Here is a 20,872-nt window from a genome sequence, read left to right on the forward strand (position 1 = left end):
CGGGTCGACGCTCACGAGTACGACCTCCTCCGGTCCGGCGCGGGGACCTCGGCGCCGCGGTACTCGACCGGGATGCCGCCGAGCGGGTAGTCCTTGCGCTGCGGGTGCCCCTCCCAGTCGTCCGGCATCTCGATCCGGGTCAGCGCCGGGTGGCCGTCGAAGACGATCCCGAAGAAGTCGTACGTCTCGCGCTCATGCCAGTCGTGCGTGGGGTAGACCTGAACCGTGGAGGGGATGTGCGGGTCGGCGTCGGGGCAGGAGACCTCCACCCGGACGCGCCGGTTGTGCGTGATGGAGCACAGGTGGTAGACGGCGCGCAGCTCGGCGCCGGTCTCCTCCGGGTAGTGGACGCCCGAGACGCCGAGCGACAGCTCGAACCGCAGGGCGGGGTCGTCGCGCAGGTGCTTCATCACCTCGGTCAGCCGCTCGCGCCGCACGTGGAAGGTGACCTCGCCGCGGTCGACGACCACCCGCTCGATCGCGTCGGCGAACGCCGGCTCCAGCGCGTCGGCCACGTCGTCGAAGTACGACCCGTACGGCCGGCTGCTGACCAGCTTGGGCGGGCGGCGGACGACCAGGCGGTTGTAGCCGGAGGTGTCGCCGGTGTCCCTGGAGCCGAACATGCCCGTACGGGCGATCGGCTCCTCGGGCAGGCCGGGCAGGTTCTCGGTCGTCACTTCCCGGCCCCCTGGTCGATGAGCGGCAGCGTCCGCAGCGCCTGGAGCTCCAGCTCCTCGACCTGCTTCTCGCGGTGCGCGCCGAACTTCATGTTCTGGATCTTGTCGTGCAGCTTCACGATGGCGTCGATGAGCATCTCCGGCCGCGGCGGGCAGCCGGGCAGGTAGATGTCGACCGGCACCACGTGGTCCACACCCTGCACGATGGCGTAGTTGTTGAACATGCCGCCGCTCGACGCGCAGACGCCCATGGCGATGACCCACTTGGGCTCGGCCATCTGGTCGTAGATCTGGCGGAGGACGGGCGCCATCTTCTGCGACAGCCGGCCGGCCACGATCATGAGGTCGGCCTGCCGCGGGGAGGCGGAGGCGCGCTCCATGCCGAAGCGGGCCAGGTCGTGCTTCGGGCCGCCGGTGGCCATCAGTTCGATGGCGCAGCACGCGAGACCGAAGGTCGCCGGCCAGACGGAGTTCTTCCGGGCCCAGCCGGCCACCTGCTCGACGGTGGTGAGGGCGAACCCGCTCGGGAGTTTCTCTTCAAGACCCATGGCTAATCCCAATCGAGGCCGCGGCGGCGCCACACGTACGCGTACGCCACGAGGACGGTGACGATGAACAGCACCATCTCGACCAGCCCGAACACGCCGAGCCTGTCGAAGGCCACCGCCCACGGATAGAGGAAGATGATCTCGATGTCGAACACGATGAACAGCATCGCGGTGATCATGTACTTCAGCGGGAAGCGGCCACCGCCGACGGGCTGCGGCGTCGGCTCGATGCCGCACTCGTAGGCGTCCAGCTTCGCGCGGTTCCAGCGCTTCGGCCCGGTGAACGGGGCGATGCCCACGGAGAACACGGCGAACCCCGCCGCGAGGACCGCGAGCACCAGAATCGGCACATACAGCTCCATGGCTACATGTCCTCGCTTACTCGGTGAAATTGACTGATCACGAGAATGCCGGAAGGCGCGGCGGGCCGGCCGGCGGCCCGCGCGGCCGTCGGCGACGCCGTGCGCGTCATCTCGGTCATGCGGGTCATGTTCATGCGACTCTCGGTCATACGGGCCTCGGTCATGAGGGCGGAGCCACCTTCGACAGGGCGTTGATTATGCGGTCGGAGACGTCGCCCCGCCGGTCTGTGAGATTAGCGAGAAGCTTGAACGCGAATCTCATCAGGGTGGGATGGGGCATCCCGTGCCGGGTGGCGAAGCTCATCACCCCCGGCCTCCCGATCGCCTCGACGAACAGGCGGCCGAGAGTGAAGTATCCGCCATAGGCGTCTTTGAGGATACGCGGGTACGCGAGTAATACGCGCTCACGCTGGGCGGGCGTCGGCCGGGCCAGTGCCTGCGCGATCACTTCGGCGGCCGTCCGGCCGGTCTCCATGGCGTACGCGATGCCCTCGCCGTTGAACGGGTTGATCGAGCCGCCGGCGTCCCCGATGAGGACCAGGCCGCGGGTGTAGTGCGGCTGCCGGTTGAATCCCATCGGCAGCGCGGCCCCCCGGATCGGGCCCGTCATGTTCTCGTCGGTGAAGCCCCACTCCGGCGGCGTGTTCTGCATCCAGCGCCGCAGCAGGTCGCGGTAGTCGATGCTCTTGAACGCGTCGCTGGTGTTCAGCAGGCCGAGGCCGACGTTGGCGGTGCCGTCGCCCATGGGGAAGATCCAGCCGTAGCCGGGGAGCAGCCGGTCGCCGTCCCACAGTTCGAGCCACGTCTCCAGGTAGTCGTCGTCGTGGCGGGGGCTGGTGTAGTAGGTGCGCACGGCCACGCCCATCGGGCGGTCCTCGCGCTTGTGCAGGCCCATCGCGATCGACAGCCGGGTCGAGTTGCCGTCGGCCGCGACCACCAGGCGGGAGCGGTAGACGACCTCCTCGCCGTCCGCTCTGGCCGTCACACCGATCACGTGGCCGCTGCGCTCGTCCAGCAGCGGGCCTGTAACGTTCACGCCCTCGCGCAGCCGCACGCCCGCGCCCTCCGCGTGCCGGGCGAGGATCTGGTCGAAGTCCGCGCGGGTGCGCACGAGGCCGAAGCCGGGGTAGCTCGACAGCTCCGGCCAGTCGAGTTCGAGCCGCACGCCGCCGCCGTAGACGCGCAGCCCCTTGTTCCGCACCCAGCCGGGGGCGTCGACGTCGACGCCCATCGCGACGAGTTCCTTCACCGCCCGCGGGGTCAGCCCGTCGCCGCAGACCTTCTCCCGGGGGAAGCGCGTCTTCTCCAGCAGCAGCACCTGGAGGCCGGCGCGGGCGAGGTGGAAGGCCGCCGTCGAACCCGCGGGACCCGCACCGACGACGATGACGTCGGCGTCGACCTCTCTCCGCGTTGCGCGGGCTTGCTCGCTCACGGGGTCCTGTCCGTTCCAGGGAAGGAAGGCCTCGAAACTGGTTAGACCTTCGTGCCTTTGTGAACAACTTCACAAACTGTCGCGCCGCAGTCTAACCCCTACTCGCGGCGGGATGTCAGAGGGGTGTGGGCAACCACGCCTCACCGGCCCTTGACGGCGCGGTGGAGGGCGACGATGCCGAGGCTCAGGTTGCGCCAGCCCACCTTCTCCCAGCCCGCCTCCTGGATGATCCCCGCCAGCGCCCGCTGGTCGGGCCAGGCCCGGATCGACTCGGCGAGGTACTCGTAGGAGTCGGGGTTGGAGCTGACCATCCGGGCGACCGGCGGCAGCAGTCTCATCAGGTACTGCGAGTAGACGAGGTCGAACGACTTCGGCGTCGGCCGGGAGAACTCGCAGATCACCATACGCCCGCCCGGCCGGGTCACCCGGAGCAGTTCGCGCAGCGCCCGCCCGGTGTCGGCGACGTTGCGCAGGCCGAAGGAGATCGTGACGGCGTCGAAGGTCTCGTCGCGGAACGGCAGGCGCAGCGCGTCGCCCGCGACGAAGGTCACCCCGCGCACGCCCCCGCCGTACAGGCCGGACCCGCCGCGCCGCGCCACGCCGGTGCTGAGCATGCCGAACGAGAAGTCGCACGCGATCGCCCGCGCGCCGAGCGCGGTGAACGCGTCGGTGGAGGTGCCGGTGCCCGCGGCGAGGTCGAGGACCAGCTCGCCGGGGCCCGCGTCCACCGCCGCCGCCGTGGCCCTGCGCCACAGGCGGTCCTGGCCGAGGGAGAGGACGTCGTTGACCAGGTCGTAGCGCCGGGCCGTGCGATCGAACATCGCGGCGACCTCGTGCGGCTGCTTGTCCAGCGATGCGCGCGTCATGCACGCAAGCCTAGGCCGCGCCGCCCGGGCCCCCTCACCACCCGGACAGGATGAGCGGAACGTAGTTCATCGATTACGCTCAGTCTGCTAGAACTTGGGGAATGCGTCTCACCACCGCACTGATCGCAGTGACCTCGCTCGCCGTCCTCCCGGCCGCGCCGGCCTTCGCCGGCCTCCGGCAGCCCCACGTGGTGTCGGAGAACCCCGTGAACACCACTCCGCACGTGCTCGACGGCATCGTCACCGCGTTCGCCCTGGTCGGCCGCACCGTCGTGGTGGGCGGCGAGTTCAGCGCGGTGCGGGAGGCCCGCGGCGGGGCGGACCTGCCGCGCGCCAACGTCTTCGCCTTCGACCTGCCCACCGGCCGCGTCCTGCCCGGCTTCGCGCCGGACCTCGACGGGCCGGTGTCCGCCCTGGCCCCGGGCCCCGGCGGCACCGTGTACGTGGGCGGCGCGTTCACCTGGCCGTCCCGGGGGCTGACCCGGCTGCGCGTCTCCGACGGCGCTCCCGTCTCCTCCTTCTCCGCGCCCGTCTACGCGGGAGAGGTGACCAGCCTGGTACGTCTCGGCGGGGCGCTCTACGTCGGCGGCGACTTCGCCAGGATCGGCCGCAGCGCGCGCACCGCCCTCGCCCGCGTGGACGCCGGCACCGGCGCGGTGGACCCCCGCTTCACCGTCACCCCCGGCGGCGGGCGCGGCGGCGGGGCCGGGATCTACGCCATGGCCGCGACGTCCGACCGCTTAGTCGTGGACGGCTCGTTCACCACGCTCGACGGCCTGCGCCGCCCGCAGCTCGGGGTGATCGACCTGACGACGGGCCGGGTGACCGGCTGGCACACGGAGGCGTACGCCCCCGCATGCAAGCCCGACTTCCCCTCGTACGTCCGGGGGCTGGACCTGTCGCCCGACGGCCGCTACTTCGTGGTCGTCACGACGGGCGGCCCGGCGCCGCGCACCACCAAGCTGTGCGACTCCGCCGCGAGGTTCGAGACGTACGCGAAGGGCGACGCGATCCGTCCGACCTGGGTCAACCTGACCGGGGGCGACTCCCTGTACGCGGTCGCGGTGACCGGTTCGGCCGTCTACGTGGGTGGTCACCAGCGCTGGCTGAACAACCCGCGAGGGTCCGACACGGCCGGCGCGGGAGCGGTCCCCAGGCCGGGCATAGGGGCGATACACCCCGTGACGGGCCGTGCGCTGACATGGAACCCGACGCGGGAAAGGGGAATCGGGGTAAAGGCCTTCCTGACCGTAAAGACAGGTCTTTTGGTGGGAAGCGACACGACGGAGCTCGGGCATGAGTACCATGCCCGGGTCGGCATGTTCCCGGCGGCCTAGGAGTTCCCGGGTCCCCGACGTTTCGTGGCGATGCGCTCGCTCACCGCGTCGCGCTGTTTCGACAGCAGCACGTAGCTGGCCAGACCGCTGACCAGCACGGCGACCAGCAGCAGCGGGAACGACCGCAGGCCGACGAGATACAGGACGCCGACCGCGACCGCAAACAGGCCGAGGCGCGAAAGGGTGTAAACGACAACCGGATGCACAGCGTCGAGGTTACGTCACTCTCCCGGTGCGCTGGTCGCTCTTCGCATCTGCTGCAAGCACTGCTAGTGTTCACAACAAGGCGCTTTTGTAAAGAAACACCCATGAGCGCCCCAAAGAGGCTCTATCATATAACAATCGGGCACTGAGCCGGTAACAACCCGTGATCTTCTCCGAAAACCACGGATAAATCAGGCTTCGCTCGGCACACTGGTTACCTGTCCGCCCGCTGCAGGACGCGGGACGCGAGGGGGAGAGATTGTGGAGAGTAGCAGCGAGCGACTGCTGACTCCTGGAGAGGTTGCGGCTCTCTTCAGGGTCGACCCGAAGACCGTGACCCGTTGGGCCGCGGCCGGGCGTATCAGCAGCATCCGTACCCCCGGGGGGCATCGGCGGTTCCGTGAATCGGAAGTACACGCCCTCCTTCGCGGAGAGGACGTCCTCACGGCCGATCGGCCGAACGGCGACTCCCCGCGAGTCTGACGCAGTACCAGCACCGGGTGATCCTGCGCGCTACCCGGACGCCGCAGGGTCACCGGAGTCAGTCCCACCTCGATTTCAGGCTGCCGTAACAGGCCCTCCCGGCTCGTCCTGCTCCCTTGCCGGGGATCAACGGTCCTGCTCCGCCTTGAAGGCCAGGAACGCCTGCTCCAGCGCGTCGTCGCCCTCCCGCCAGCGACGGCGTCGCTCGGCGTCCTCCTGCTCGGTGATGGACTCGGCCAGCCAGCCTTCGTAACCGGGTTCCCCCGGTGCGACCTCGACGTACGCGTTGCCGATGAGGCGCCCGTCATCGGTGGTCAGGGACCGGGGCACGCGCAGCGTCCCGTCGCCGAGCCGGATAACGTACATCCGAATCACCTAGATTCCGTAGCGCCTGTTGAAGAAGAGCATGACGTTGAGGGCCGTCCGCGTGTCACCGCCCAGCATGTCCACCAGCGCCGGGCGCTGCCGGGACGCGATCGCCGCGAACGCGTCGGCGAAGAACTCCTTGCGCCCCAGGCCGCCGGGCTGCCGGTGGAACGACGACGCGAGCAGCGGCAGGCACTCCTCGTAGAGCGCCGCGAACTCCGGTGAGTCCGAAACCCACTCTCCCGGACCGGCGTCGACGTCGTCCAGCGCATGCCCGACTTCGTGCATCATCACGTCCGGCGTGGGCGACGGCCGGTCCCCCACCACGATCTTGCGGTCGCCGTACGCGCCGGCGCAGATGTCCCAGGTGGCCCGGCCGGAGGGCAGCGGGGCGCCGCGCAGGTAACCCATGTCGTCGAGGTCGGGCACTCCGCCCCGGCCCACGTAGATGCCGTCGAGCCCGATGGCGAGCTTGGTCTTCAGCTGCTCCGGCAGCCGGGCGAGGCTGTCCACGGCCCTTACGGCGTCGGCGGAGGGCGGGCCCTCCGAGGCGTCCCACTCACGGAACAGGACGCGTTCCAGCGGCCCGCAGTGTTTCCTGCCGTCCCGCAGGTCGGGGGTGTCGGGCGCATGGGGCGCGGCCCGGGTCGGCAGGTCGTCGAGCTCGAAGTCCTGCCAGGTGTACTGGGGACGGTCGTCGACCACCGGCGCGGTCACGGCGTGCACCCGCTCCGGATGCCGCTCGGGCGACCATTCGGCGCCCCATTCGGCGGCCCAGTCGACGCCCCACTCCGGCGGCCGGTTCTGCGCCCGCTCCCACGGCCGTTCCGAGGCCCGCTCGGCGCCTCGGTCGGAAGCGCGGTCGCGAGCCCACTCCGAGGGCCGCTCGCCGCCTCGGTCGAAGGGGCGGCCGGAGCCCCAGTCGGAGGCGCGGTCGGAAGAACGGTCGGGGCCTCGGTCGGAGGTGCGGTCGGGGGCGCGGTCCTCCGCGCGTCCGGGGACGTCGGTGCGGCGGTGGGAGGACACGTAGGGCCCTCGCTGCCACCACCGCGTTCCGCGCCGGTGGCGGCCCCTGTCGCCCGGCTCCGCCATCGCACCCCTCTGTTCAGGCCGAATCCGTCAGGCTGCTGGTTCTGTTCAGGGCTTCCGTCACGTGGTTCCACCGGCGTCTCCGGCAGGCTCCGCGTTCCGTCGGGCGCGGTCTCCGGACGCCGTGTACCGGTCCACCGTACGATGCCCGGCTGTCCACGTCACCCCGAAGCGGGACACGATCAGTCGCCGGCATGGCTTACCGTGTGGGCATGCCTAGCGTGATTATCGGCCTGGCGCTGCTTGCCTTCTGGCTCTACTGCCTCTTCGACGTGATCACGACCCCCGAGGAGGACATGCGCAACCTCCCCAAGTTCGTATGGGTCCTCATCGTGGTCTTCCTGGCCGGCGTCGGCGCCCTGACCTGGCTCCTCGTGGGCCGTCCCCGGGCGGTGCACTCCGTGTACGGCCCGAACGGCGCCGTGGGCGGTCCGGGGGCGCAGGCGGAGGCCCAGGCGGGCGGCCGGGGCGGGGCGTGGTCCCGGCGCGGCGACGCGCCGCGCGGGCCCGACGACGACCCGGACTTCCTGAGCAGCCTGGAGCGCCGTCTGCGCGGCGACGACTGACCCGACGACCCACCCACAACCGCCGACCGACCGGCGACCGACCCGACGACCGACCGCAGCCGGACGACCGGCGACCGGGCGGCCCCTCACGCCCGGCCCGGCACCCCCACCCGCAGGAGCGGTCCCTCGCTAGACGGGCGCCGGGGTCACTTGGGCACGTCGGCGTAGGAGTGCAGCCCCGAGAAGAAGATGTTGACGCCGACCAGGTTGAACAGCAGGCAGCCGAAGGCGACCAACGAAATGATCATGGCGGCCCTGCCGCGCCATCCGGCCGTCGCCCGCGCGTGGAGATAGGCGGCGTAGACGACCCACGTGACGAACGCCCACACCTCCTTCGGGTCCCAGCCCCAGTAGCGGCCCCACGCCCGGTCGGCCCACAGCGCGCCGGCGATGACGGCGAACGTCCAGATCGGGAAGGAGATGACGATCGCGCGGTGCGCGACCCGCTCCAGCGTCTCCCTGGCGGGCAGCACCGACGGCCGCCCGTCCTGGCGGATCAGGTAGAGGATCGCGCAGACGCCCGCCACGATGAACAGCCCGCTGGCCACGATCGCCGCGGTGACGTGGATCGCGATCCAGTAGGAGTGCAGCGCGGGCATCACCGGGCCCGCCTGGACGTGCAGGAAGAGCACGGCGAAGCCCAGCCCGAGCGCCGCGGTCACCGTCACGAACGCGCCGAGGTAGCGGATCGGCTGGCGGATCAGCAGCGCGAGGAACGCGGTGACGGCCGCGAAGCAGATCGCCACCACGAACTCGTACATGTTGGCCCACGGCCACCGGTCCACCGCGATGCCCCGGGTGAGGATGCCGGCGAGGTTGCCGGCCCACGCGATCCAGGCGAGGACCACGCCGGCGACGCCGGCCCGGACCGCCCATCCCCCCGGTTGCGGCGGCGTGCGGACGGCCGCGGCCGTGCCCTCCCCGGGGTCCTCTGCGGGGAGTGCCGGGCCGCCCGCGCCGACGAGCTCACGCGTACGCGCGGGCTCCGCCGTACGGACCCGGCCGAAGGCGAGCTCCAGCGCGAAGCAGATCATCGCGGCGAGATACAGCAGCACGGTGACCAGGATGAGCTGGTCGCTCACCATGGCGAGAGTGTCGTTGACGGCTTGGCTGACCGGGGCGGGCATGATTCACTCCTCGTCCGGGCGGACGCCCGGTGCGGCGGTTCCGGTGGGCGGCTCGTCCGGCTCGGCCTGCCCGGCGACGATCGCGGAGTCACCCAGGACGGGCGCTCCGGGCCGGCCCGGCTCGTCGCCGTCCCGGGGCTCGTCCGGTGTGGCGTCCTCGGTGGGCGGGCCGCCACGCAGGGCGGTGACGATCTGCGCGAACTCCTCCGCGAAGGCCGCGCCGCCGCCCTCGGTGCGGGTCAATCCTCCCACCGTGGCCCTGCCGTCCTTCACCCGCACCCAGACGCGGCGGCGGCGGATCGTGAGTGACAGCACGAGCCCGATCACCGCGGCCGCCGCCGCGAGCAACGCCGGCTCCCGGCCCGGGTCGTAGGTGACCTGGAGGCTGATCCACTCCTTGACGCCGGTGAACTGGATCTTCCCCGCGCCGTCGGCGAGTTCCTTGGTGTCGCCCACGTTCAGCGGCGCCGGCTGGGCGGCCATCTTGCCGAGCGGCTTCAGGCGCGTGGTGTCGAGCTGATACACCGACTGCGGCCGGCCCGACCGCAGGCCGAGGTCGCCCGCGAACGGGAAGACCTGCACGGTCGGGTTGGCCGCGCCGGGGAAGACCGACACCCAGGCGTCGCCGTTCGGCACGGTCGTGGGCAGGAAGCGGGCCAGGAAGCCGAGCTGGGACGGCCGGGCGTCCGGCACCTTGATGACGCACTCGGACGTGTACGTCGCCTGGTCGCCGGCCAGGCAGGGCACCGGGCCGTCGTAGGCCACCTGGCCCTCGCCGTCCGTCACCCGGAAGGTGGGCGCGTAGCCGTGCCCGATGAGGTAGGTCAGCGTGCCGCTCACGTCCAGCGGCTCGTTGACCTTGAGGTCCACCTGGCGGGGCGCGGACTCCGGGGAGTCCTGCACCTCCAGCCGCGCGAGGTAGTCGAGCGGCTGGCCCTGCTTGGCCCCGGCGGCGACGTAGCTGGCCTCGAAGTCCTTCAGCGTGAAGGAGAACGGCTCCAGCGACTCGGCGGTGACCCGGCTGCCCGGCATGAAGCGGTCGTAGGCGGCGACGGCGTTGGAGAAGCCGTCGCCCTCCACCACCAGCACGTTGCCGCGGTAGCCGTACAGGCCACCGGCGCCGACGGCGAACAGCAGCACGAGCAGCGCGATGTGGAAGAGCAGGTTGCCGGTCTCGCGGAGATAGCCCTTCTCCGCCGCAACCCAGCCGTCGCCGGTGACCACGCGGAAGCGCCTGCGCCGGAGCACGGCGGCGGCCCGGTCCACGGTGAGATCGCCCTCGAACTCCTCGGAGTGCGGCAGGCGGAGGAGGTTGCGCGGCGCGGCGGGCGGCCTGCGCCGGATCTCCCTGAGATGCGCCAGCGCGCGCGGGAACACGCACCCGGCCAGCGAGACGAACAGCAGCAGGTAGATCGCGGCGAACCAGGGCGAGGTGAAGACGTCGAACAGCCAGAAGCGGTCGAGCCACTTCGCCTGGGTGGGACTGTCCTTGAAGTACTGCGCGACCCTGCCCGGGTCCACGCCACGCTGGGGATAGACGGAGCCCGGCACCGAGCCGAGCGCGAACAGGAACAGCAGGATGAGCGCGGTGCGCATCGAGGTGAGCGTGCGCCAGGCCCAGCGCAGCCATCCCGTCAGGCCCAGGCCGACCGGCCTGGCCGGCTCCCGCGCCGCGTCCCCGGCCTCCGTCCCGGCACCGGCCGCCGCCTCGTCGCGCGGCGCCGCCTCGTCGAGGAGCGCGGGCTCGTCCCGGACGGCGCGTGCGAGGTCGTCGGGCGCGCTCATCAGATCACCGGCCTGAATCCGCCGACCCACACCTGCAGGTGAACGATGATCTCCGCCCACTGCCCGGTCACGAGCAGCACGCCGACGGCCACGAGCATGCCGCCGCCGACCCTGGTGATCAGCGGGGTGTGCCGGCGGACCGCCCGGAACGCGTGGAGGGCCTTGCGGTAGGCCAGCCCGGCCAGCACGAACGGCAGGCCGAGACCCAGCGCGTACGCGAAGGCGAGGGCCGCGCCACGCAGCGCGCTGCCCTGGTTCACCGACAGCGTCATGACCACCGCCAGCGTCGGGCCGATGCACGGCGTCCAGCCGAGGCCGAAGACGACGCCGAGCAGCGGGGCCCCCGCGAGCCCGGCGGCGGGCAGCCGGTGGATGCGCACGTCCCGCTGGAGGCCGGGCAGCACGCCCACGAAGGCCAGCCCGAGGACGATCGTCACCACCCCGAGGACCCTGCTGATCACGTCGGCGTTGCCCTGCAGCGCCGCGCCGAGACCGCCGAACAGCGCCCCGCCGAGCACGAACACCAGCGCGAACCCGAGCACGAACAACGCGCTGCCCAGCACCATCCGGCTCCGCCTGGGGTCGCCGCTCATGCCCGTGACGTACGACAGGTAGCCGGGGACCAGCGGCAGCACGCACGGGGAGACGAACGACACGAGCCCGGCGGCCGCCGCGATCGGCGCGGCGAGCAGCAGCGAGCCCGTCGCGACGGTGCTGCCGAGGTCACTCATCGGTCACCTTGGTGACGGCCGCGAGGAGGTCGTCGTACTTCACGGCGCCGAGCGCGCGGGCGGCGATGCGGCCCTGGGCGTCGATGATCAGCGTGGAGGGGATGGCGGCGGGCGGCACCGTGCCCTGGAACTTCAGCAGCGTCTTGCCGCTCTGGTCGTAGATGCTCGGATAGCCCGGCTTCACCGAGCGGTCGTACGCCTGCGCGGACGCCTGGAGGTCCTTGAAGTTGACGCCGAGGAACTCCACGCCCTTCGGCTTCGTGGTCGCCGCGATGTCCTTGAGCACGGGCGCCTCGGCCCGGCAGGGCGCGCACCAGGAGGCCCAGAAGTTCAGCACGTGGACCTTGCCAGTGGTGAGCGTGGCGGTGCCGCCGTCCAGGGTCTGTCCCTCGATCGCGGGCGCCTTCTGGCGCTGCGCCGCGGTGAAGAACTCGACCCGGCCGTCGCCCGCGACGAAACGGGTGTCGCCGGAGCGGGGCTGGGCCTCCTGGCCGCCCGCGCAACCGGCGAGGGCCGTGACGGCCGCGGCCGCGGCGGCGAGCGCGGTCAGGCGCGTTGCGGTCAGGCGCTTGGCGGACACGGGAGATGGATCTCCTTGTACTACAACCGGTAGAGCTGTAAGCCTACCGACCGGTGGGGGTGCCCGGTTCTCCGGGGCACAGGGTCGCCTGGGCACAGGTCGCCCGGGCACGGGATCGCCGGCCACGGGATCGCCGGGGCACGGCCACGTGCGTGACGTCACCCGGGAACGATCACGCCCCGGGCATCGCTCGCGGGCCGGGCGTCTCCTCGTCCTCGCCGGTCGCCGTCTCCCCGGGATCGACGCGCACCGCCTCGGTGTCGACGCGCACCGCCCGGGGACGGGCCCCGTCGGCTTCCTCGGGATGGGCGCGCAACGCCTCCGGGAGGGCCGCGTCGGCCTGCTCGAACAGCGCGGCCTCGCCCTGCGGCTGCGCGACCTCCCGCAGCAGCGCCCCGGCGGGCTCGCTGTAACCGACGCTGATGAGCCGGTTCCCCTCGAAGGTCAGGCTGGTGAGGCTGGCCAGCGCGCACTGACGCCTGCGCGGGTCGTGCCACAGCCGCCTGCCCTCGGCGGCGAGCCGGATGACCCAGATCGGCAGCTGATGACTGACCAGCAGCGCCTCGTGGCCGCGGGCCGCCGCCCGCGCGTCGTCCACCACCGACTTCATGCGGGCCACGACCTCGCGGTACGGCTCGCCCCAGGACGGCCGGAACGGGTTCCTGAAGTGGCGGTAGGAGCGGGGATCGCGGAAGACGGTGTCGCCGCCGGTCATCCGCAGGCCCTCGAAGACGTTGCCCGCCTCGATGAGCCGCTCGTCGGTGGTTGTCTCCAGGCCCAGGGCCTGCGCGGCCGGCTCCGCGGTCTCCTGGGCGCGCTCCATCGGCGAGCTCCAGACCGCGACGATGTCCCTGCCCACGACGGCCTTGGCGACGATCTCGGCCATCCGGCGGCCGGTCTCGGACAGGTGGTAACCCGGCAGCCTGCCGTACAGGACGCCGCGGGGATTGTGGACTTCTCCGTGCCGGAGCAGGTGAACGATGGTCATCTCTGTCATGACCTGCACAGCCTACCCACCGGACGGCTCCGGGCACGCGGAGCGCAGCGCCTCCACGGCGGCGCGGATCGCGGGACGCCTCGCGGCGTCGGTCCGCCACACCGCGTAGATCCGCCTGACCGGCGGCGGCTGGACGGCCAGGACGGCGACGCCTTCCGGCAGCGGTCCCCGGCCGAGCCGCGGGATGAGCGCGCATCCGTGGCCCTCGGCGACCAGCGCGAGCTGGGTGGGGTACTCGTCGGCCATGGAGACGATGTGCGGCTCCCGTTCCTCGGAACGCAGCAGGAACACCAGGAAGTCGTGGCAGACCGTGCCGGGGGTCGAGCTGATCCAGCTCTCGCCGTCGAGGTCGCTCAGCCGCACCCGGTCGGCGCCCACCAGCGGGTGGTCGGCCGGCACCACGACGTCGGCCACGTCGTCGAGCAGCGCCGTGCGCGACAGCCCTTCCGGCAGGGCCATCGGCCGGTTGAGCCAGTCCTGGAGGACGGCGAGATCGAGGTCGCCGCGCGACAGCTCGCGGATCTGCCGTTCGGGCTCCCGCTCGTAGACGAGCAGGTCGAGGTCGGGGTGCTGCCTCTTCAGTGTGGTGAGGGCGCGCGGCACGATGCCCCGCGCCGCGGTGGGGAAGGCGGCCATGCTCAGCCTGCCGACCACCTCCCCGCGCAGCGCCTCGAAGTCGGCCTCCGCCGTCTCCACGAGCGCGAGGATGCGCTCGGCGTGGTCGGCGAGCAGCCCGGCCGCGTCGGTGAGTTTCACCCCGCGGCCGTTGCGCTCGATCAGGACCGCGCCGGTCTCCCGTTCGAGCTTGGCGAGCTGCTGGGAGATCGCCGACGGGGTCACCATCAGCGCCTCGGCGGCGGCGCCCACGGACCCGTAGACGGCGACCGCGTGCAGTGCCTTCAGCCGGTTCAGATCCAACATGTAGACAGTCTAAACCGTCCGGGTAAGAAAAACTCGGTTGTGCTCAACTGTTTAGCGATGCGATGATTTGCTCATGCGAATCTTCAACAAGTTCTTCACGAAGCCGACCCGTACCGAGCAGACCTCCTACCTGGAGACTCTGGCGAAGCAGGCCAGGCAGAGCCGGGACCGGCGTCACTCCCGCTGACCCTTCCGGGCGACCGATCCATGCGCCCCCGCCACCTGGCTCTGGCCGTCGCGCTCGCCGCCGTCTGGGGCTGCAACTTCGTCGTCATGCAGACGGGCCTGAAGCACTACCCGCCGCTCACGTACGCCGCCCTCCGGTTCCTGCTGGCCGCCTTCCCCGCCGTGCTGGTCGCCGGAGGACCGCGCGTGCCCTGGCGGTGGGTGCTGGCCACCGGCGCGTCGCTCGGCGTCGCCCAGTACGGCCTGTTGCTGCTCGGCATGCGCGCCGGCATGCCCGCCGGGCTGACCTCACTGGTCATCCAGGTGCAGGCGGTCTTCACCGCGCTGTTCGCGACCGCGCTGCTCGGCGAGCGGCTCGGACGGCGCCGGATCACCGGTACGGTCGTGGCCTTCGCCGGCCTGGGCCTGATCGCGGCCGGTGTCGTCGCGGAGTCGGGGGCGATCCCCTTCGGGGCGTTCCTGCTGTGCGTGGCCTCGGCGGCCGGGTGGGGGCTCGGCAACGTCGCCACCCGCAGGGCCGCGCCGCCCGACTCCCTCCGCTTCATGGTGTGGGTCAGCGCCGTCTCGGCGCCGCCCCTCCTGGCGCTGGCCCTGATGACCGAGGGCCCGTCCTCGCTGGGGTCGTTCACCGTGGAGGGCGTGGGCGCCGTGCTCTACACCGCGCTTCTGTCGACCCTCGGCGGGTTCGCCGTCTGGGGATGGCTTCTCACCCGGTACGACGCCTCGCTCGTCGCGCCGTACGGCCTGCTGGTGCCGGTCTTCGGGCTGGCCTCCGCCGCCCTGTTCACCGGCGAGCCCGTCTCCCCGCTCACGGTCGCCGCCGGCGCCCTCATCCTCGCCGGCCTCCTCTACGCCGGCACCCGCCCCCGCACGGCCCCCACTCCCACTCCCACTCCCTCCCCCGCCTCCCGCTGACACGTGCGGCAATCGGTTACTTTCAGTCATCACCTGATCGCTAAAGTGCCTGCCATGAGTAGCGCACCCGGGCACCGGCCCCCAGGAGAATGGACGGCGGACGACCTGGATCACCTGCCGACGGAAGGCCCCAACGGAGAGCCCGACCTCTTCACCCACGTCGAGCTGATCGACGGAGCGCTCGTTCTCGCGGCTCCTCAGCGACGGCTTCACCAGCGCCTGATACAGGGGCTGATCGAACGTCTGGACGCGCAGGCTCCCGCGGCCCTGGCCGCTGTCCACCGGATGGACGTCAAGCTCGGGGACCGTACGCGGCCGTGCCCGGATGTGATGCTCATCGACACCGAGGCCGGGGCGGACATGTCCCGCACGTTCTACGCCCCGCGCGAGGTCCATCTCGTGGTCGAGATCGTCTCGCCTGAGTCGGTCGAACGCGACCGCAAGCTCAAGCCCGCGCGCTACGCCGAGGCGGGCATCCCGCACTTCTGGCGGATCGAGGAGCATGACGGCAGGCCGGTCGTGTACGTGTACGAGCGGGACCCGGCCACGGGCGCGTACACGCCGACCGGGATCCACCACGGGCGCCTGACGGTTCCGGTGCCCTTTCCCATCGAGGTGGATCTCGACCAGTTGGTGAAGTGAGGCGCGGGCTGGGGTCAGCCGCGGAGGTGGTCGCGGGCCGAGGTGTGGAACGCGGCGACCAGCCGGCCGCGGTCCGCGGCCCGGGTCGCCACGACGACGTGACCCGGTTCGACGCCGTGCAGCGGGATCGTGGTGAGGTCGGGGCGGATGCCGGCCGCGTACAGGGCGGCCGGGACGATGGCCACGGCCTGCCCCGCGGCGATGTGTTCGAGCTTGTCCTCGATGGTCTCGACCAGGGGCCCGTCGGGCGCGGGACGGCCTCCGGGTCGCGGGTCGACGCGCCAGTACGCGTCGAACTCGGGATCCGGGAAGCGGGGGATCGGCTCGCCCTCGATGTCGTCGAGGGTGACGGACTCCTTGCCGGCCAGCCGGTGCCCGACCGGCACGAGCAGCATCTTCGGCTCGTCGTAGAGGATCGTCACGCGCAGGCCGCCGGTTCGCAGCGGCAGCCGGGTGACCACCGCGTCGACCCGCCGGTCGAGCAGCGCCTCACGCGGCTCGTTCCACTCCAGGTGCAGTGTGCGTACGTCGGCGTCGGGATGCCTGTGCCGCAGGTCCCGCACCGCCGGCGTGACGATGAGGCCCGCGGTGTAGCCGATGGTGATCCGGGTGGGCTGCGCGGCGGCCCGGGCGACGGCCACGGCCTGCTCCGACGCGCGCAGCAACGCGCGCGCGTGCGGGAGGAAGGCCTCTCCCGCCTCGGTGAGCCGGGTGCCCTGCCGCGTGCGGTCGAGAAGCCGCGCGCCCACCTCGGCCTCAAGCCGGCTGATCTGCCGGCTCAGCGACGGCTGCGCGACGCGCAACTCGTCCGCGGCGCGGCCGTAGTGCAGGTGCGCCGCGACGACGGTGAAGTAGCGCAGCAGCCGTAGGTCGAGGTCCGTCATACCCGAAGCGTATGACGTGTTGCGGAACAGGTCTTTGATCAGCCGTGACGCGCGTCCCTAGCGTGGACTCATGGCTACCGAGAACGAGATCGCGGCCCGGCGCTTCTACGAGGCCCTGGCCACCGGTGACACGGCGCTGGTCGACGAGGCCCTCGCCCCTGACTGGGAGGCCGTCCCGGCCCTGCGAAGCGCGACCGGCCCCGACGGATGGAAGAGGAGCATCGATCACCTACGAGGGGTGTTCTCCGGCCTGACCGTCACGATCGAGCACCTCGTCGAGTCCGGTGACATGGTGGCCGTGCGCTCGGTCGGCCGCGGCGTGCACACCGGGGAGCTGCTCGGCGTCGAGGGCACGGGCCGCGAGGTCGAGCTCCGGGCGTCGGACTTCCACCAGATGGCCGGAGGCCGGATCGTGCGGACGTGGCACCTGGAGGACTACTTCGGGATCGCGCAGCAGATCGGGCTGGAGTTCACCCGTGGCGCTTGACGGAAGGACGGCGGTGGTGACCGGGGCGGCCCGGGGCATCGGATACGCGTACTGCCGCCGGCTCGCCGCGGACGGCGCGAACGTGGTCGCCGTCGACGTCGACGACCCGGCCGGCGCCGTCGGGGAGCTGACGGGCGGCGGCGACAGGCTGGGGCTGGTGTGCGATGTCAGCGAACCGTCGCAGGTCGACGCCGTGGCCGGCACGGTCCTCGACCGGTACGGGCGCTGCGACATCCTCGTCAACAACGCCGGCATCTTCCCGTTCGCCGACCTCGATCACATGACGATCGACCTGTGGCGAAAGGTGCAGGCGGTCAACGTCGAGGCGATCCTGCTCTTCGCGCGGGCGTTCGCCCCGGGAATGCGCGCCGCCGGATGGGGGCGCATCGTCAACACCGGCTCGGGCATCACCACGACGCAGAACCGCGATCTCGCGTACATGACCAGCAAGGGCAGCAGCCGGCCGTCTCAGGCGCCGGCGGCCTGGGCGGCGGCCTTCGCGGCCAGGGGCAGGGCCTCGGCGATCCGGGTGAGCGCCTCGTCGTCGTGGGCGGCCGACAGGAACCACGCCTCGTACGCCGACGGCGGCAGGTAGACGCCCTGGTCCAGCATGCTGTGGAAGAACGCCCGGTACGCGTCGGTGTTCTGGGTGCGGGCCAATGCGAAGTCGGTGACCGGGGTGTCGGTGAAGAAGATCGAGAAGAGGTTGCCCGCGCGCTGGAGGCGGTGCGGCACCCCGGCGGCGGCCAGCGCGTCGGAGGCCGCCCGCCCGATGACCAGGGCGGAGGCGTCGATGCGGTCGTACGCGTCGTCGTCGCAGGCGCGCAGCGTGGCCAGCCCGGCCGCGCAGGCGAGCGGGTTGCCCGACAGCGTCCCGGCCTGGTAGACGGGGCCCTCGGGGGCGAGCGCGGACATGACCTCCGCCCGGCCGCCGAACGCCGCGGCGGGCAGCCCGCCGCCCATCACCTTGCCGAACGTCATGAGGTCGGCCTCGACGGGGTCGACGCCGTACCAGCCGGAGGCGGAGACGCGGAAGCCGGTGAGCACCTCGTCGATGATCAGCAGCGCGCCGTGCTCGGTGCACAGCTCGCGCAGGCGCGCGTTGAAGCCGTCGGCGGGCGGCACGACGCCCATGTTCGCCGGGCACGCCTCGGTGATCACGCAGGCGATCTCGAACGTGCGGAAGGCCTCCTCGACCGCCTCGACCGAGTTGTACGGCAGGACGATCGTGTCGGCCGCCGAGGCGCCGGTGACGCCCGGGGTGTCCGGCAGGCCGAAGGTGACGACGCCCGAGCCGGCGGACGCCAGCAGCGCGTCGACGTGGCCGTGGTAGCAGCCGGCGAACTTCACGACCTTCGCCCGGCCGGTGAAGCCGCGGGCGAGCCGTACCGCGGACATGGTGGCCTCGGTGCCCGAACTGACCAGGCGGACCTTCTCGACCGGCGCCACGCGGGCGACGATCTCCTCGGCGAGCAGGACCTCCCCCTCGGTCGCCGTGCCGAAGGAGAAGCCGCGTGCGACGGCCTCCTCCAGCGCCTCCACGACCGCCGGGTGCCGGTGACCCAGGATCATCGGGCCCCAGGAGCACACCAGGTCGACGTAGCGGTTGCCGTCCACGTCGGTGATGTACGGCCCCTCACCGGAGGCCATGAAGCGGGGCGTGCCGCCCACGGCGCCGAAGGCGCGCACCGGCGAGTTCACCCCGCCGGGGACGATCCGGCGGGCGCGGTCGAACAGGTCCTCGGAGGTCTGCGTACGAGTCACGCCCTCCAGGTTACGGGCCGGCCGGCGCGGTGGCCGTACCGGGAACCGCTCGCGAGAACCACTCGCGGTGACTACTCGCAGAAGTCGGCGAGCAGGTCGAGGACCCGCAGCGGGTCGGGCAGGGGACGCCCGTCGGGAGGCCTGATCCAGCTCACGGTCCCGCCGGACGGCGTGGTGGACGGCGGCGCGAGCACGTAGCTCTCCCGGCAGTGCCAGCGCAGCCCCGGCGTGCTGTCGATGGTCTCCGGGCCCGCGTCGAGGTGGCAGGACCACCACTCGTCCTCGTCCTCGGGGGCGCCGCGCGTCGCCACGAAAAAAAGCACCCGGTCGCCGTTCTCGGCGACCGGGCCGGTGTCGAAGCCCGCGGCGTCCATGGCCGCCAGCGTGGGGCGGCCCGCCTCGGCCGTCACGTCGAAGACGTCGAACACCCTGCCGGTGGGCAGGATCACGTTCGCGTCCGGATCCTGCTTCCACCACCGCGTCAGCAGCGCGGTGTCCGTCGTGGCCTGCATCTGCCAGGCGGGCGACAGCGGGTGCATGCCGGGGTCGGGACAGCCCACCCGGTCACAGGAGCACGCCCTGCCCCCCTCGGCCAGCGGATGGGCTCCCATACAGCTCGCCCAGCCCAGCTGGGCGTACTCGAGCACCGACGTCATCTTCGGTGGCGCGTGATGCGCGCGCCGTTTCGCACGACGGGCCAGCGGTACTCCGACCATGGCGCTCCTCCCCACAAGCGACCTAAGCGGTCTCCGACGAGACACGCCCTGCCGCGCGGCCCCGGCGGCGCCTCGCCACGCTGCCCCGGCCACGCCCGAAACCGGCGGCGTGCGCCGGACATTCCGTCGCCGCCGCCGCCCTGCGATAGGCACGATGGTACGTACCTGCTGATTTCCCTCGCCTGGCAGGGCCCTGATGAGAGGTCAGGATAGTGCCCGGGCGACCTCCGTGGCCCAGTACGTGAGGATCATGTCGGCACCGGCGCGGCGGATCGCGACCAGCGACTCCATGATCACCCGCTCCCGGTCGATCCAGCCGTTGGCCGCCGCGGCCTCCACCATCGCGTACTCGCCGCTGACCTGGTAGGCCGCGACGGGCACCTCGACCAGGTCGCGCACCTGCCGCAGGATGTCCAGGTACGCCAGCGCGGGCTTGACCATGACGGCGTCCGCGCCCTCGGCCAGGTCGAGACGCACCTCGCGCAGCGCCTCGCCGATCGGACCGGCCGGGTCCTGCTGGTAGGCGCTGCGGTCGCCGAACTGCGGCGCGCACTCGGCGGCGTCGCGGAACGGCCCGTAGAAGCCGGAGGCGTACTTGGCCGCGTAGGCCAGGATCGGGATCTCGGCGAAGCCGGCCGCGTCGAGGGCGGCGCGGATGGCCCCCACCTGGCCGTCCATCATGCCGCTCGGCGCGATCATCTGGCTCCCGGCCGCCGCCTGGGCGACCGCCGCCGACGCGTACCGCTCCAGCGTCGCGTCGTTGTCCACCTCACCGTCGGCGGTCAGCAGGCCGCAGTGGCCGTGGTCGGTGTACTCGTCCAGGCAGGTGTCGGTCATCAGGACCAGCGCGTCGCCCAGGTCGGCGGCGAGATCGCGCAGGGCCGCCTGGACGATCCCGTCGGGGTCGTCGGCGCCCGAGCCCCGGGCGTCCTTGTGCGCGGGAATCCCGAACAGGATGATCCCGCCGACGCCGGCTTCGGCCGCCTCGTGCGCGGCCTTGCGCAGCGACTCGCGGGTGTGCTGGACGACCCCGGGCATGGAGCCCACCGGCTGCGGCTCGGCGATGCCCTCCTTGACGAACACGGGCAGGATGAGCTCGGCCGGGTGCAGCCGCGTCCCCGCGACCATCCGCCGCATCGCGGCGGTGCGGCGCAGCCGCCGGGGCCGCGCCACCGGGTATCGGGCGTTCACAACGATCTCCCCGCTC

24 protein-coding genes and 2 pseudogenes are annotated in these 20,872 nt (G+C 71.9%); 7 read left to right on the forward strand and 19 right to left on the reverse strand.

The annotated features are described in order from the left end of the window. Positions 1 to 11 precede the first annotated feature (11 nt). From HHX33_RS00800 to HHX33_RS00825, 6 genes are all read right to left on the reverse strand, one after another. Positions 12 to 677, reverse strand: a complete 666-nt coding sequence (locus tag HHX33_RS00800) for an NADH-quinone oxidoreductase subunit C (protein ID WP_138459494.1) — start codon at positions 675 to 677, stop codon at positions 12 to 14. Further along, on the reverse strand, positions 674 to 1,225 hold the full coding sequence (locus HHX33_RS00805) for a NuoB/complex I 20 kDa subunit family protein (RefSeq protein ID WP_111699578.1): 552 nt from the start codon (positions 1,223 to 1,225) through the stop codon (positions 674 to 676). Before HHX33_RS00805 ends, HHX33_RS00800 begins: the two co-directional genes overlap by 4 nt. Positions 1,226 to 1,227: 2 nt before the next feature. Beyond that, positions 1,228 to 1,587, reverse strand: coding sequence for an NADH-quinone oxidoreductase subunit A (locus HHX33_RS00810; RefSeq protein WP_111699579.1), 360 nt, complete (start codon positions 1,585 to 1,587; stop codon positions 1,228 to 1,230). A gap of 2 nt (positions 1,588 to 1,589) precedes the next feature. Then, positions 1,590 to 1,751 (reverse strand): hypothetical protein, encoded by a 162-nt coding sequence (locus tag HHX33_RS00815; RefSeq protein WP_165900563.1) that lies wholly within the window; start codon positions 1,749 to 1,751, stop codon positions 1,590 to 1,592. After that, positions 1,748 to 3,019, reverse strand: a complete 1,272-nt coding sequence (locus HHX33_RS00820; protein ID WP_182872881.1) for a geranylgeranyl reductase family protein — start codon at positions 3,017 to 3,019, stop codon at positions 1,748 to 1,750. Before HHX33_RS00820 ends, HHX33_RS00815 begins: the two co-directional genes overlap by 4 nt. 140 nt (positions 3,020 to 3,159) lie before the next feature. After that, on the reverse strand, positions 3,160 to 3,885 hold the full coding sequence (locus tag HHX33_RS00825; protein ID WP_182872882.1) for a demethylmenaquinone methyltransferase: 726 nt from the start codon (positions 3,883 to 3,885) through the stop codon (positions 3,160 to 3,162). 101 nt (positions 3,886 to 3,986) lie between these two features. On the opposite strand from HHX33_RS00825, the gene HHX33_RS00830 reads away from it, so the two are divergent. Further along, positions 3,987 to 5,222 (forward strand): hypothetical protein, encoded by a 1,236-nt coding sequence (locus HHX33_RS00830; protein WP_182872883.1) that lies wholly within the window; start codon positions 3,987 to 3,989, stop codon positions 5,220 to 5,222. Here the strand turns inward: HHX33_RS00830 and HHX33_RS00835 are convergent. Then, positions 5,219 to 5,428, reverse strand: a complete 210-nt coding sequence (locus tag HHX33_RS00835; RefSeq protein ID WP_111699583.1) for a DUF4229 domain-containing protein — start codon at positions 5,426 to 5,428, stop codon at positions 5,219 to 5,221. The two genes, HHX33_RS00830 and HHX33_RS00835, sit on opposite strands and share 4 nt — an antisense overlap. A 259-nt stretch (positions 5,429 to 5,687) precedes the next feature. Here HHX33_RS00835 and HHX33_RS00840 point away from each other — a divergent pair, with 259 nt between their 5' ends. After that, positions 5,688 to 5,909, forward strand: a complete 222-nt coding sequence (locus HHX33_RS00840; RefSeq protein WP_036325312.1) for a BldC family transcriptional regulator — start codon at positions 5,688 to 5,690, stop codon at positions 5,907 to 5,909. Between the two features lie 126 nt (positions 5,910 to 6,035). On the opposite strand, the gene HHX33_RS00845 is transcribed toward HHX33_RS00840, so the two are convergent. Together HHX33_RS00845 and HHX33_RS00850 are read right to left on the reverse strand one after the other, a co-directional pair. Then, positions 6,036 to 6,275, reverse strand: a complete 240-nt coding sequence (locus tag HHX33_RS00845; protein ID WP_111699584.1) for a hypothetical protein — start codon at positions 6,273 to 6,275, stop codon at positions 6,036 to 6,038. 9 nt (positions 6,276 to 6,284) lie between these two features. Then, positions 6,285 to 7,301, reverse strand: coding sequence for a hypothetical protein (locus tag HHX33_RS00850; RefSeq protein ID WP_310741156.1), 1,017 nt, complete (start codon positions 7,299 to 7,301; stop codon positions 6,285 to 6,287). A 275-nt stretch (positions 7,302 to 7,576) separates the two neighbouring features. Between HHX33_RS00850 and HHX33_RS00855 the strand changes: the two genes are divergently transcribed. Then, positions 7,577 to 7,930, forward strand: coding sequence for a PLD nuclease N-terminal domain-containing protein (locus HHX33_RS00855; protein ID WP_182872884.1), 354 nt, complete (start codon positions 7,577 to 7,579; stop codon positions 7,928 to 7,930). Between the two features lie 146 nt (positions 7,931 to 8,076). On the opposite strand, the gene ccsB is transcribed toward HHX33_RS00855, so the two are convergent. The 6 genes and pseudogenes from ccsB to HHX33_RS00885 all read right to left on the reverse strand — a co-directional run bounded on the left by ccsB (position 8,077) and on the right by HHX33_RS00885 (position 14,071). Continuing rightward, positions 8,077 to 9,057, reverse strand: a complete 981-nt coding sequence (gene ccsB / locus HHX33_RS00860) for a c-type cytochrome biogenesis protein CcsB (protein WP_182872885.1) — start codon at positions 9,055 to 9,057, stop codon at positions 8,077 to 8,079. A gap of 3 nt (positions 9,058 to 9,060) precedes the next feature. Next, the gene (locus HHX33_RS00865; protein ID WP_182872886.1) at positions 9,061 to 10,842 is read right to left on the reverse strand and encodes a cytochrome c biogenesis protein ResB; all 1,782 of its coding nucleotides are present in this window, start codon (positions 10,840 to 10,842) and stop codon (positions 9,061 to 9,063) included. Further along, on the reverse strand, positions 10,842 to 11,573 hold the full coding sequence (locus tag HHX33_RS00870) for a cytochrome c biogenesis CcdA family protein (protein WP_111699587.1): 732 nt from the start codon (positions 11,571 to 11,573) through the stop codon (positions 10,842 to 10,844). Before HHX33_RS00870 ends, HHX33_RS00865 begins: the two co-directional genes overlap by 1 nt. Then, positions 11,566 to 12,153, reverse strand: a complete 588-nt coding sequence (locus HHX33_RS00875; RefSeq protein ID WP_244301653.1) for a TlpA family protein disulfide reductase — start codon at positions 12,151 to 12,153, stop codon at positions 11,566 to 11,568. The genes HHX33_RS00870 and HHX33_RS00875 overlap by 8 nt, the downstream gene beginning before the upstream one ends. A gap of 394 nt (positions 12,154 to 12,547) precedes the next feature. After that, positions 12,548 to 13,150, reverse strand: a pseudogene (locus HHX33_RS00880) (histidine phosphatase family protein); the annotation flags it as partial. A 12-nt stretch (positions 13,151 to 13,162) separates the two neighbouring features. Beyond that, positions 13,163 to 14,071 carry a LysR family transcriptional regulator gene (locus HHX33_RS00885; protein WP_111699588.1) on the reverse strand — a complete coding sequence of 303 codons (909 nt, stop codon included), beginning with the start codon at positions 14,069 to 14,071 and terminating at the stop codon, positions 13,163 to 13,165. A gap of 207 nt (positions 14,072 to 14,278) precedes the next feature. Here HHX33_RS00885 and HHX33_RS00890 point away from each other — a divergent pair, with 207 nt between their 5' ends. Together HHX33_RS00890 and HHX33_RS00895 are read left to right on the forward strand one after the other, a co-directional pair. Next, positions 14,279 to 15,172 (forward strand): EamA family transporter, encoded by an 894-nt coding sequence (locus HHX33_RS00890; protein WP_182872888.1) that lies wholly within the window; start codon positions 14,279 to 14,281, stop codon positions 15,170 to 15,172. 54 nt (positions 15,173 to 15,226) lie between these two features. Then, on the forward strand, positions 15,227 to 15,814 hold the full coding sequence (locus tag HHX33_RS00895) for a Uma2 family endonuclease (protein ID WP_182872889.1): 588 nt from the start codon (positions 15,227 to 15,229) through the stop codon (positions 15,812 to 15,814). Positions 15,815 to 15,828: 14 nt separating this feature from the next. Here HHX33_RS00895 and HHX33_RS00900 read toward each other — a convergent pair whose 3' ends face one another. After that, the gene (locus HHX33_RS00900) at positions 15,829 to 16,698 is read right to left on the reverse strand and encodes a LysR family transcriptional regulator (RefSeq protein WP_182872890.1); all 870 of its coding nucleotides are present in this window, start codon (positions 16,696 to 16,698) and stop codon (positions 15,829 to 15,831) included. 70 nt (positions 16,699 to 16,768) lie between these two features. On the opposite strand from HHX33_RS00900, the gene HHX33_RS00905 reads away from it, so the two are divergent. After that, the gene (locus HHX33_RS00905) at positions 16,769 to 17,185 is read left to right on the forward strand and encodes an ester cyclase (protein WP_182872891.1); all 417 of its coding nucleotides are present in this window, start codon (positions 16,769 to 16,771) and stop codon (positions 17,183 to 17,185) included. A 16-nt stretch (positions 17,186 to 17,201) separates the two neighbouring features. After that, positions 17,202 to 17,633, forward strand: a pseudogene (locus HHX33_RS34825) (SDR family NAD(P)-dependent oxidoreductase); the annotation flags it as partial. A 20-nt stretch (positions 17,634 to 17,653) separates the two neighbouring features. Here the strand turns inward: HHX33_RS34825 and hemL are convergent. The 3 genes from hemL to hemB all read right to left on the reverse strand — a co-directional run bounded on the left by hemL (position 17,654) and on the right by hemB (position 20,856). Further along, positions 17,654 to 18,949, reverse strand: a complete 1,296-nt coding sequence (gene hemL / locus HHX33_RS35440; protein WP_182872892.1) for a glutamate-1-semialdehyde 2,1-aminomutase — start codon at positions 18,947 to 18,949, stop codon at positions 17,654 to 17,656. A gap of 71 nt (positions 18,950 to 19,020) precedes the next feature. Further along, complete coding sequence (locus tag HHX33_RS00915) at positions 19,021 to 19,665, reverse strand: bifunctional DNA primase/polymerase (protein ID WP_111699594.1); 645 nt, start codon at positions 19,663 to 19,665, stop codon at positions 19,021 to 19,023. A 204-nt stretch (positions 19,666 to 19,869) separates the two neighbouring features. Beyond that, positions 19,870 to 20,856 carry a porphobilinogen synthase gene (gene hemB, locus HHX33_RS00920; protein WP_182872893.1) on the reverse strand — a complete coding sequence of 329 codons (987 nt, stop codon included), beginning with the start codon at positions 20,854 to 20,856 and terminating at the stop codon, positions 19,870 to 19,872. Positions 20,857 to 20,872 lie beyond the last annotated feature (16 nt).

The organism is Microbispora sp. H10670, from assembly GCF_014161385.1.
Taxonomy (GTDB): Bacteria; Actinomycetota; Actinomycetes; order Streptosporangiales; family Streptosporangiaceae; genus Microbispora; species Microbispora triticiradicis.